This is a genomic window from Drancourtella sp. An12, from assembly GCF_002160935.1.
In the GTDB taxonomy this organism is placed as follows: domain Bacteria; phylum Bacillota; class Clostridia; order Lachnospirales; family Lachnospiraceae; genus Sellimonas; species Sellimonas catena.
Window position 1 is genome coordinate 83,606 of sequence record NZ_NFLO01000007.1, and the last position, 12,663, is coordinate 96,268.

The following is a 12,663-nucleotide window of genomic DNA, read 5'->3' on the forward strand; positions in this document are numbered from 1 at the left end:
TCGCTTCGTTTCTATTTCTGATGCTCTGCCGCCGCTTTGACAAAGCCCGCAAACAGCGGATGCGGACGATTCGGCCTGGATTTGAATTCCGGATGAGCCTGGGTTCCGATATAAAACGGATGATCTGTGATCTCAATCATTTCCACAATCCGTTTGTCCGGTGACAGTCCTGCCAGATGAAGCCCTGCCTTTTCCAGCACTTCCCTGTAATCGTTATTGACTTCATAACGATGTCTGTGCCGCTCAGAAATCTCTGTTTTGCCATAGAGGGCACAGCTTCTGGAATGTTCATCCAGTACGCATGGATATGCACCAAGACGGAGTGTTCCGCCGATGTTTTCCACATCTTTCTGATCCGGCATCAGCGCAATCAGCGGATGCAGCGTCTCCGGATGGAACTCGATACTGTCCGCATCGTGATAGCCGACCACATACCGGGCAAAGGCAACGATCGCCATCTGCATGCCCAGGCAGATACCAAGATACGGGATATTCTCTCTTCTCGCATAGTCCGCCGCAAGAATCATTCCCTCCGTACCACGCTTTCCGAATCCGCCCGGTACGAGAATTCCGTCCACGCCTCCAAGCTTCTCCTCCAGGTTTTCCTCTGTAATCTCCTCCGAGTCCGTCCATCTAAACTGAATATCCGCATGGCAGCTGATTCCGCCGTGCTTCAATGCTTCCACCACACTGAGGTAGGCATCGTGAAGCTGGGTATATTTTCCTACGATGGCAATCTCGACTTCCTGCTTTGGATGACGGAGCGCTTCGGTCATTTCGATCCAGTCCTGAAGATCCGGCTCTCTGTCTTCCAGATGCAGGCGTTTTAAAACCGCCTGTGCCAGATGCTCTTTTTCCATGGCAAGCGGCGCTTCATAGAGATAGTCCACATCCAGGTTCTGAAGAACATTTTCTGACGGCACATTACAGAAGAGTGCGATTTTGTCCCGCATCTCCTGCGGTACCGGATACTCGGAACGGCAGACCAGAATGTCCGGCCAGATTCCAAGCCGCTGCAGTTCCTTTACGCTTGCCTGGGTCGGTTTCGTCTTCATTTCTCCGGACGCTTTCAGATACGGAATCAGCGTTACATGGATGAGGATCGCATTCTCCTTTCCCACATCATGCTGGAACTGGCGGATCGCCTCCAGGAACGGCTGGCTTTCGATATCCCCTACAGTGCCTCCCACCTCGATGATGGCGATCCGGTCCTCTCCCGGATCTTTCGCCCGGTAAAACCGTTCTTTGATCTCATTTGTAATATGCGGAATCACCTGAACAGTGCCTCCGCCGTAATCTCCGTGACGCTCTTTATTTAGCACAGACCAGTAAATCTTTCCGGAGGTGACATTGGAATTCTTATCCAGACTCTCGTCAATGAACCGCTCATAATGTCCCAGATCCAGATCCGTCTCCGTTCCGTCATCCGTCACAAACACTTCCCCGTGCTGGATCGGATTCATCGTTCCCGGGTCTACATTGATATACGGGTCAAATTTCTGCATGGTCACCTGATATCCCCTTGCTTTTAACAGTCTTCCTAGTGACGCTGCCGTAATCCCTTTCCCCAGTCCGGATACCACTCCGCCTGTTACAAATACATATTTTACCATTCTTTCTGTTACCTCCTTACGACTTTCCTCCATCCGGCAGGATGGAATTTCAAATAAAAAAGGGGGCAAAAGTGCCCGAAACCGCTTTCGTCCTGCGTTTCTTTATCGACACCTTTGCCGCCTTTATTGCCATATGCTCTTTTCTTTTTTTATTATTCCATTACTATACTCTAATTTTCTTCGTTTGTAAATCCCTTTTTTTCTCTTTCCGCAGGAACCGGATAGTGGTTGTCAAAACATGCTTTACAAATCCCCAGATCTCCTACCATTGTCTGCAGGTCCTCAATTTTCATGTATCCGAGGGAATCTGCACCGATAATTTCACGGATTTCTTCTGTTGTATGGTCCGCCGCAATGAGCTGCTCATTGGACGGTACATCCGTTCCGTAATAACATGGATACAGAAACGGAGGGGCGCTGATGCGTACATGAACCTCTTTTGCCCCTGCCTTTTTCAGCATCTGAATCAGGTTGGCCATCGTGGTCCCCCGAACGATGGAATCATCCACCAGTACAATCCGTTTATCCTTTACAACAGATTCCAGAACGTTCAATTTCAGCTTGACACTGGATTCTCTTTCTTTCTGTGTCGGTTTGATAAAGGTTCTTCCGATATAGCTGTTTTTGTAAAAGGCGATTTCGAATGGAAGTCCTGCCTCCATGGCATATCCTTTTGCTGCCGTAAGTCCGGATTCCGGAACACCGGTCACAAGATCCGCATCCACAGGCCACGCTTTTGCCAGGGCCCGTCCGGAACGGATTCTGGCATCATAGATTTTAATGCCGTCCATCTCACTGTCCAGACGCGCAAAATAGATGTATTCAAAAATACAGTGTGCCCGCTCCTTCTGCTGCAGTTCCTTATTGGACGTGATGCCTTTTTCCGTAATTGCAACCATCTCTCCCGGCTCAATGTCCCGGATAAACTCTGCTCCTACGGATGCAAGGGCACAGCTCTCCGATGCGACAATGTAAGCATTGTTCCTCTTTCCGATACAGAGCGGTTTCAGACCGAACGGATCTCTCACGGCGATCAGTTTTCTCGGGCTCATCACGACAAGAGCATATCCACCCCGGATCCGTCTTGCTGTATGGAGAACAGCCTCCTCCACATTTCTGGTGTGGACTCTCTCTCTCGCAATATAATATGCTATCATCTCGGAATCTGTCGTTGTATGGAAAATGGCACCTCCGTATACGAGTTCTTCTTTCAGACTTGCAGCATTGACCAGATTTCCATTATGCGCAAGAGCCAGCGTCCCCTTGATATAATTCAAAACAAGAGGCTGTGCATTCTCTCTTGTAGAGCCTCCCGTTGTTGAATACCGGACATGTCCGATTCCAAGATTTCCATGGAGAGATGACAGCGTATCCGGCTTAAATACCTCGCTGACAAGTCCAAGATCCTTATGATATGCGATGTTTCCCCTGTCTCCTTTTGTATCGGATACAACGATACCGCAGGATTCCTGTCCTCTGTGCTGCAAAGAACAGAGCCCGTAATAAACCGATGACGCAACATCATTCCCGTCAAAATCGTAAATGCCGAACACACCGCACTCTTCTCTGACTCCGGTTTCCTGATACTGATCATATTGTAAACATGTCTTCATTTTCCTTCCTCCGTCCATTGATCTCATCATCTTGTAATAGAAAAAACAAAGTGGTTATTACCTACCGCGTTCATATTAAGACATTTTAATGGTCTTTTTCGGTTTTGCAAGGGTTTTTTTCTTTTTTTATTATTTTTCAAAAAAAGGATTGACAGATTTCTTGTTTTGTGTTTATACTACACAGCATAAAGCAAAGGCGCTTTGGACATTGTCCGAAGTGCCTTTTTCTGTTGTATGGATCCGCGGATTCATGCATGATTTCTTCAGGAAATGAAAGGAGCAGTCTCTATATGATGAAAGAAGTATCAAAAACCATACCGGAACTTTACGGAAGTCTTGTATTCAATGACAAAGTCATGCGCGAACGTCTTCCAAAAGACACCTACAAGGCACTTCACAAAACCATACAGAACGGAACACACCTGGAGCTTGATGTGGCAAATACCGTTGCCGCTGCCATGAAAGAATGGGCCATCGAGCACGGCGCAACCCATTTTACCCACTGGTTCCAGCCGATGACCGGATTTACAGCGGAAAAGCATGACAGCTTTATTTCCCCGGTGGGCGGCGGACAGGTCATCATGGAGTTTTCCGGGAAAGAACTGATCAAAGGAGAACCGGATGCATCCAGCTTCCCTTCCGGCGGCCTGCGTGCCACCTTCGAGGCAAGAGGATATACCGCCTGGGACCCGACTTCCCCTGCTTTTATCAAGGACGGCTCTCTCTATATTCCGACTGCCTTTTGTTCCTACAATGGTGAAGCCCTGGATAAGAAAACTCCTCTGCTTCGCTCCATGGAAGCTCTGAACAAGGAGGCATTGAAAGTTCTTCATCTTCTTGGCAATACAAAAGTGAAAAAAGTCGATACGACCATCGGGTCCGAGCAGGAATACTTTCTGGTAGACAAGGATCTTTATAAAAAACGGAAGGACCTGCTTTTCTGCGGACGGACGCTGATCGGCGCTCCGGCCCCGAAAGGACAGGAAATGGAAGATCACTACTTCGGTGTCTTAAAACCGAAGGTGGCTGCCTATATGCATGATCTGGACGAAGAGCTCTGGAAACTCGGTGTTCCGGTCAAGACGAAGCACAACGAAGTCGCACCGGCACAGCACGAACTTGCACCGGTATTCGATACAGCAAACGTGGCGGTCGACCACAACCAGCTGACCATGGAAATGATGAAAAAAATCGCTGACTCCCATCATCTTGCCTGCCTTCTCCATGAAAAACCATTTGAAGGTGTCAACGGAAGCGGAAAGCATAACAACTGGTCCCTCGTCACGGATTCCGGCGAGAACCTTCTCGATCCCGGGAAAACTCCGGCGGAAAATACACAGTTCCTTGTCTTTTTGATGGCAGTTATCGCGGCTGTGGACGATTACGCAGATCTGATGCGTGTCTCCGTTGCAAGTGCAGGAAATGACCACCGGCTTGGAGCCAACGAAGCGCCTCCGGCCATCGTCTCCATCTTCCTCGGCGATGAACTGACCTCCGTACTGAAATCCATCGAAGAAGGAACCGACTTCCTCAAGCAGAAGCAGATTCTTATGGAGATCGGTGCAAAAGTGCTGCCGCATTTTGCCAAAGACACAACTGACCGGAACCGTACCTCACCGTTTGCCTTTACGGGAAACAAATTTGAGTTCCGTATGCCGGGAAGTGCCCTGTCCGTCGCAGAGCCAAACGTCATCTTAAATACCGCTGTCGCAGAATCTCTGAACCGGATCTACGAAGTGCTCAAAGACGTCCCGGAAGAACAGATGGAAGAACAGATTCAGGAACTTTTAAAATCCATGATTACGCAGCATAAGCGTATTCTCTTTAACGGAAACGGATACACCGATGAATGGGTGGAAGAAGCGAAAAAGCGCGGACTTTTCAACCTGAAATCCCTGCCGGATGCTCTGCCGCAGTTTATCGCCGAAAAGAATATCGACCTCTTTACAAAACATCGGATTTTCACAAAGGAAGAAATCTACTCCCGGTACGAAATCATTCTGGAAAACTACTCCAAGACGATCCATATCGAGTCTCTGACCATGCAGGACATGGTGAAAAAAGACTTCACACCGGCACTTTTTGCCTATGTATCCGATGTGACAAAGGAAGCGCTTGACAAACGGAAACTCCTTCCGTCCCTGTCCGCGTCCTACGAAGAAAAAATCGTCCAGACGCTGACCGAATCTTCCGAACAGATCGTACTTGCTCTGGCCGCTCTCACCGAGGACACAAAAAAGGCAGAACAGATGGAGGAACCACTTGAGACCGCACGCTATTATCATGATTCAATTCTGAAAGACATGGATACCCTCCGTGCCTCCGTGGATCAGGCTGAAGCCATCATTCCGGGGAGTTACCTGCCATATCCAACTTACGACGAGTTGCTCTTTTCTTTACGATAGGCAGCGCTGGTTCCCCGGGATAATATCTTTTCCTACAGTAGGCAGAGGAGTCCCCGCATCTTTGCGGCGACTCCTCTGCACCCTCTTTTGGGTTAGTTCTTTACTTCTTCTTCAATACCGATACATAAATTTGTATGACGTTCAATCGAATTCATCCCCTCTTCAATATAAGCCCATTTGGATATTCCATATCTGCCCCGTTTTTCTTAACCGGTATAAGTTCTCCTTTTTTTGAAGATTCCGCTCTATAATTTCATCAGGCTTTTGTGTATGAATTCCATCCGATTGATATAATATCTCTTTAGCCGATTCATCTTCAATAATTTTTTCATCTGGTATAAACACGGCATCTGTATCTACAATATGGATAATTTGTTTAAAATCTTTTGCTTTATAATGTTGGGAATTTGCATACTTTCGTATTTCATTTCCGAGTTTAGAAATAATATTAGATGATTGAACTCCCTTTCTGGATGTAATATCCCCATGCATAATATGAATGTAAACTTTATCTCTGTCGAAAAGTTGACTCAATGCCACGCCAAGCGCCGTCTCATCCGAGGGTCCCTCCACAATAACAAGCACAATTTTTCTATGGGACAAATGTCTCACCCGCCTCTCGAAATGCTAACGCAATCTCGTAGTTATTTGTTGGACAGTATACTTGTTCATTTTGTTCCCCAAGAACAATATCTCGATAATAAAAGTCCCGTAAATTATTTGTTCCTTTTACATTTGTAAACCGAATATACCGATTTTCCGGATTTGTTGTTGTAAACGCAACAAACCCTTTGTCCAGTGTCTCCAATGGTCTGAGATTGTGTGAAGTAAAGATAAGTTGTCCCTTCCCTTTCTCAGAAATAATGTGCAGCAGTTCTCCGAGAAGATATTCAAAAATCCCTGTATCCAGTTCATCTACTGCTACAGTAATTGATGGGTTATTATAAACTACAATCAACAACTGTAAAATCGAAACGATTTTTTTTATTCCTTCTGATTCATACCGAAACGGAATCGCCTTGTTGTTTTTTAAAGACATTAATTGAATCATTCTTCCCAGGCTTCCATCTTTTTCCACAACCGGTCCCAAATCAATTATATCAATCGTCAGCCCCGGAACTAATTCCTGCAGCACAATATTCATATTCGCAATAATTTTTCTAACAATTTCCATTGCCTTTTCCGGAATTGATGCTGGGATATTCAATGGAAGCAAAAGACTTCCAAAGGATTCTGAAGTATCATCTTTATATTTAAAAGCCAGCGGAAGCGCATTCATATTGATTAGCCCCTCGTGCTCCGTATCAATTATAAACAGTTCTCTGTTTCCAAATCGATGCAATCCTTCCAAAATATCCAAATACAACTTTACCTGACAGTTTTCCCGGAAGCGCCTCATCATTTCTCTGGAAAAAATAAATGTTCTGGACTGCTCTTGAACCAGCCTTTTTGTCACGAGCATCTCTGTCACGTCTTCCGTGCTGTTTCCCAGTAGTTCCTGATACTTTGATTTTGGGAGAAAAATTCCATCTGCGCTTGTATCAATCAACGGACCTTTCCGAATTTTTTTCTCATTTGATGTGTACCCATAACTCAATACTTCATCAAAAATCTTGACTTTATACTTCGTTTTAGAATTTTCCAATTTGTTATCATGATAAGGAGATTCGTCTATAACTTTTTCCATAGAAAACTGATACCAAAGATTACAGCAATAGTCCTCCTGCTGCAATATAAACTGGAATTTTAATGTAGAAGTCCGCTCCTCTACATTAATATATTCTGCATATTTTTCTGGAATTGGCTGACTGCATAATGCAAAACACAATAACTGTACTGCATCAATGAGTGCCGTTTTTCCTGACCCATTTTGTCCATATAAGCCAAGAATACTTGCACGATAATTCTTTCTTCTGTTTTTTAAGCTAATCGTTCCCTTCTTCACATTTTTAAAGTTTTCTATCGTAATATTCTCAATTCTGATAAACTGTTTCTCCACTGCATTCACCACCCCTGCATTCATTGATATATACAGTATATCATGACCTTTCCCGGTGTTCAACTTTCATTTTTGCATTTAATATTTCGATTTTTTATTTCATACATATTTATATTAGTATCTTTCCGTCAAAGAAAAATATACATGGATTCTCCATTCCCGCTTACATCTTCCCTAAAACGATAATTTATGCCGCTCAAAATAGAGCGGCATAGCTTTTTCATATAATTAAGTTATTGCTGTACCCTTTTGGCGATTTCCCTGTTGATCCGATTTCTGAGAGCGAGCAGGTAATAATCCGATTTCGGGAAGCGCTTGAATGTCAAAGGCTCCGCCAGATCTTCTTCGATACACTCCATGACAAAATCACGTCCTGCCAGGGATTCCAGCAGTTCACATGCCCGCATGTCCTGAAGTGCCTCTTCGTGCACCATCATACGGATGGATTCTTCCGGATGCCGGTCCTCTCCCGGATATACAAGGAACGCATCCCCGGACGGGAATGCTCCGCCTGCATCCGTCACCTGATACGGATTGATCTTCTCAAGTGAGAACTGGCTGTTGTAGAAGTTGTATCCCCAGTGAAGAATTCCGATGATTGTGTATTTATAGAGCTGCAGCCCGTAGATCCGGTTTCTGAGGGACGGCATGGACATAAACCGGTTGCTCACTTCATAGAACTGTCCTACACAGTAGTAGGTCCACATGTCGGTCAGTCCGTGCTCCAGGAATTCTTCGATCTCATTATTTCCCGGAATCGGCTTGTCTACAAGACCGTGTTTGTAAAATTCATAGCTGGAAAGTGCATCGAACGTATGGAATCCGTCCAGAAGGCCGTCAATGGACTCTTTGGCCGCACGGTAACTGTCCAGATGCTCTTCTCTTGGTTCATCGGACAAGTGGAAATACGTCACCTGATCGATTCCCCACTCTTTCAGTTTCTGTGTCAGCTGAGGGAGCAGTGCATGGAGGAATTTCGTATACTCTCCGACTGCCGGCGTATGCCATCCGAAAATCTGTTTTTCCTCGCCATCCACTATTGCCACAACTTTTGGCGCGTATTTTGCTCCCCACTGAGAGAACAGGTGGCACATCTCAAAATACTCGATCCCGCAGGACTGACAGAGGTCAACCCACTGTTTCACCCGGTCAAAGCCAAAGACATATTCCCCGTTTTCCACCTTGACATCCAGAAGCTGGGTCGTCGTACGCTCAGCTCTGACCGCCGTATCCAGGGCCGGTGTAAAGAGCGGGGTAAGAATCATATTGCATCCCCGTTTTACATACTCGTGAAGGTAATTCTCTATAATCTCCCAGTGCTCTTCTGAAAATACCGGCACATGGTAATAGTCTGCAAGGCAGTCCAGATAAAACCATTCCGTATGCATGATCTTCTGTTTTGGAAGAACGGCATCATAAATGGTCACTTCAGTCTGTGCGCTTACAAGCGTATCTCCATCTTTTTCCAGGCTTACCGTAATTGGATACGTTCCTGCTTTCACCTCTTCTGTGATCTCGATGTCGATCCAGATACTTCTCCATTTCCTCGGATAGATATCTACCTCATCATCCTTCAGTTCCCGCAGAAGATCCGGATATACGCCGGAATCTGTTCTCAGATAATTATCATCCACGATCGGTCCGCAGGTTCTTCCCACCGGAACCGTTTCCACCTTACGCACATGAATCTGGTCTTTCAGCTCTGAGTCAATATGCACTTTCACACGGTTTTTCATAAACCCGGTGCAGGTACAGGCCGCCTGAAAGGACACTGTTTCCCCTTTCAGCCCCGTCATTTTCATGCACTCCGACCGGTAAACCGGTCTCTCATCCGGGAACACTTTTTCCAGAGAGCTTACAAGCCTCATCTCATAAACTGTCTCTTGCTTTGTCATCACTTTTCCTCCATGGTTGATTTTTATTTGATTCCGCTCATGGTCATTCCCTTAATAAACTGTTTCTGGAACAGAATAAAAATAATGATCATCGGCATCATCATCATAGCTGCAGCTGCCATCGTAGCCGAAAGGTCGGAGGTTCTATCACTGTTAAAGTAAATGAGACCCAAAGGCAGCGTCATTTTATCGATATTATTGAGCATCAGCAATGGATTGAGATAATCATTCCAGTTCGCCATTGCTGTAAAAATTCCGATTGACCCGATTGCCGGGCGGATATTCGGAAGGATAACCTTCCAGTAAATCTGAAACGGACCTGCTCCATCGATCTTGGCCGCTTCACACAGGCTGTCCGGAATGTCCGTAATAAACTGTTTCGCCAGATAGACGGAAAACGCGCTGACCAGTGCAGGCACAATCAATGCCCCTCTGGTATCAAACAGGTTCAGCTTTTGAATCATCAGATACCTTGGAATCATCGTAACCTGCGGTGGCACCATCATGGTGGCCAGCAGAACCACAAACAGTACCTTCTTCATCCGAAACTCATATTTTGCAAAGACATATCCCATCAGGGTGCTTGTCACGATGACCGCAAGAGTAATCGTTGCTGTAATCAGAATACTGTTGAGAAACCATTCTGCAATCGGCGCTTTCTGAAATGCAGTCTTATATCCCTCCAGTGTCCACTCCATCGGGAAAAATTTGGTCCGGTTTGTCCGGATATCCGCATTGGTCTTAAATGAAGTCATCAACATCCAGACAAGCGGATACATCATAATGACAGACAGAATTCCAAGAAAGGCAATGATCACATAATGGTAGGATTTGTATGTTATTCTCTTTCTCTTTTTCATTATTCATAACTCCAGTCTGCCCGCATCATTTTGTTCTGGATCATTGCTACCACAAATACAATGACAAAGAGCGCTGCTGCCACTGCCGAGGCATAACCCATATCAAAACTTACGAAGCTCGTCTTGTAGATATAATTTGTCAGTACCATTACGGAATTGTTCATTCCTCCGTCCGGTGCAAATACCCGGAACTGTGCAAACATCTGGAAATAGTTTGCCATCGTCATCACTGCCACAAAAGCAAATGTCCTCCCCATAAGAGGAAGTTTGATAGCCAGAAATCTTCTCACCGCTCCCGCACCATCAATCGCTGCTGCTTCATCAAATTCCTTTGGAACACCCTCGATACCAGCCGTAAATAAGACGATATTGTATCCGATATCTGCCCAAAGTGTGTAAACGATAATGAACAGCATCAGCGGCATACTTGTCATAAACCAGTTTTTAGGCGAACCTCCGAAAAACTGGACAATCTGATTGACAATCCCGTTCTCTGTCCCGATAATTCCATACTCCCAGATCATTGCTGTTCCAACCATCGGTGCAATACAAGGAATAAAAAAGATCGTACGGAAAAAGGTTTTCATCCCCTTTGACGGAAGAACCGAAATAATTTTTGCAAGAAACAATGTGATCACAATATTGGCACTAACTGCCACAACACAGAAAAATACTGTATTGCCCACTGCCTTCCAGAACACCTCATCCTGAAGCAGCCGTCTGTAATTCTCAAGCCCCAGAAATGGATTGTGAGAATTTGCCGGATTGTAATCGTACAAAGAGATTCCCAATCCATATAGGATCGGAAAGACAGCAAATATTCCCAGAAACAGCATACCCGGAACCAGTACCGTTGCCACAAATTTATTGTTTTTCACCTGTAACCAGTCCTTTCTTTTTACTCAGAAAAGCAGACAGATGCAGGAAAGACAGAGAACCCCTCCCATAGGTGAGGGATTCTCTGTCCCGCTTTCTATTCTGCTGAGTAATCGTATTTACATTCTGCTGTAATCTGTTCGGAAGCTTCTTTCAGTGCGCTTTCCACATCCGGATTTTCTTCCTGGCAGAGATTTAAAAATGTCTGATTTAAGATTGCTCTCATGTCAGAAGTATTGTACGGTCCCATCCACTGTCCGTTTGGAAGAATGTCAAGCAGGAACTCTACCTGAGGCATCTCTTCGATATACTTCTCATTGGTCAGCAGAGATTTTCTCGGCGGCAGCTGGCTGCACGCGATGTTATGTTCTACCAGATTTTCCGGTTCGCTGAAGAAAGAAATGAATTCCCATGCTGCATCCTTGTTCTTGCTGTTTTCCGGAACAATCAGTCCCCATCCTGTTTCGGATGCAAATGCCATCTGGCTTCCGTACTGCGGTACGCTCACATACTCAAAGTCTGTACCGTATTCCAGATCATATGTATCGGTTCCCTCTCCGATTGCCCAGGATCCTACTGATGCCATGTATCCTTTATCCTGATATACATCGTTGAAGCAGTACTCTCCGTCTGTCAGGTGTGTCAGATCACACTCTCCGTTTTTAATCATATCAAGAATTTCATTCATGGCTGTCACGCCTTCTGTGGTTGCAAAGTTCACAGAATCATCTTCTTCAAGATACTGTCCGCCCTGCTGAAGGATCATTGCAAGATAGTTACAGATCAGAGAGTCTGTATCGAACATCTCAAATCCTTTCATCTCTACAAGATCTCCGTTCTGTACGGAAACGCTTCCTGAAACATTACGAAGTTCCTCCCATGTTGTCGGGTAAGAAAGTCCTGCCTCATCAAACAGCTTTTTATTGACAACCATTCCGCCGTACTCCAGATTATACTCCATCGGAACACCGTAGTATTTTCCGTTCTTTTTGTAGCTTCCTACTGTCGGTTCCATGTAGTCCTCGTCCAGCTCCTTTGCCAGATCTTCCGGTACTTCGGAGAGAGCGTCTGTACCGATAAAGTTCGGTGCCATTCCTCCCCATACTGCAATTATATCCGGACCTGCTGTGCTGGATGTGATTGCGGTCTGAATCTTTTCGTTATACACATCATATGGATAATCCTGAACATCTACTGTATATTCCGGATTTTCTTTTTCAAACTTCTCCGCCATTTCCTCATAGGATTTTACCCATGGTTCATTCTGGTGGCACCAGAATGTTAAAGTTGTTTTTCCTTCGCTGTTTTTGTCTCCCTCACTGCTGCTGTCTGATCCGCATCCTGCAAGCATCGAAGCTGTCATCAGAAGAGCCAGCGCTGCTGCCATTTTTCGTTTCATCAA

Annotated in this window: 9 protein-coding genes; 1 reads left to right on the forward strand and 8 read right to left on the reverse strand. The window is 45.4% G+C overall.

Translation table 11 applies throughout. The features are described from left to right. Nucleotides 1–11: 11 nt before the first annotated feature. Both B5E64_RS08745 and purF read right to left on the reverse strand, forming a co-directional pair. Nucleotides 12–1,613, reverse strand: coding sequence for a CTP synthase (locus tag B5E64_RS08745; protein WP_087168139.1), 1,602 nt, complete (start codon nucleotides 1,611–1,613; stop codon nucleotides 12–14). A gap of 170 nt (nucleotides 1,614–1,783) precedes the next feature. Further along, entirely contained in the window at nucleotides 1,784–3,226 is a 1,443-nt protein-coding gene (gene purF / locus B5E64_RS08750) for an amidophosphoribosyltransferase (protein WP_242960133.1), read from the reverse strand. Between the two features lie 293 nt (nucleotides 3,227–3,519). Between purF and B5E64_RS08760 the strand changes: the two genes are divergently transcribed. After that, nucleotides 3,520–5,631: a glutamine synthetase III gene (locus tag B5E64_RS08760; protein ID WP_087168178.1), complete on the forward strand. Its 2,112-nt coding sequence runs from the start codon at nucleotides 3,520–3,522 to the stop codon at nucleotides 5,629–5,631. Nucleotides 5,632–5,793: 162 nt separating this feature from the next. Here the strand turns inward: B5E64_RS08760 and B5E64_RS08765 are convergent, their stop codons facing one another. The 6 genes from B5E64_RS08765 to B5E64_RS08790 form a co-directional block, all read right to left on the reverse strand. Continuing rightward, nucleotides 5,794–6,234, reverse strand: a complete 441-nt coding sequence (locus B5E64_RS08765) for a hypothetical protein (RefSeq protein ID WP_087168142.1) — start codon at nucleotides 6,232–6,234, stop codon at nucleotides 5,794–5,796. Then, entirely contained in the window at nucleotides 6,224–7,654 is a 1,431-nt protein-coding gene (locus B5E64_RS08770; protein WP_207753138.1) for an AAA family ATPase, read from the reverse strand. The genes B5E64_RS08765 and B5E64_RS08770 overlap by 11 nt, the downstream gene beginning before the upstream one ends. Nucleotides 7,655–7,863: 209 nt before the next feature. Beyond that, nucleotides 7,864–9,525, reverse strand: a complete 1,662-nt coding sequence (locus B5E64_RS08775) for a DUF4091 domain-containing protein (protein WP_087168143.1) — start codon at nucleotides 9,523–9,525, stop codon at nucleotides 7,864–7,866. Between the two features lie 23 nt (nucleotides 9,526–9,548). Then, a complete protein-coding gene (locus tag B5E64_RS08780) occupies nucleotides 9,549–10,385 on the reverse strand; it encodes a carbohydrate ABC transporter permease (protein WP_087168144.1) in 837 nt (278 codons plus the stop codon). Beyond that, a complete protein-coding gene (locus B5E64_RS08785; protein ID WP_204247054.1) occupies nucleotides 10,385–11,263 on the reverse strand; it encodes a sugar ABC transporter permease in 879 nt (292 codons plus the stop codon). Before B5E64_RS08785 ends, B5E64_RS08780 begins: the two co-directional genes overlap by 1 nt. Nucleotides 11,264–11,358: 95 nt before the next feature. Beyond that, on the reverse strand, nucleotides 11,359–12,660 hold the full coding sequence (locus tag B5E64_RS08790) for an ABC transporter substrate-binding protein (protein WP_087168145.1): 1,302 nt from the start codon (nucleotides 12,658–12,660) through the stop codon (nucleotides 11,359–11,361). Nucleotides 12,661–12,663: the final 3 nt, after the last annotated feature.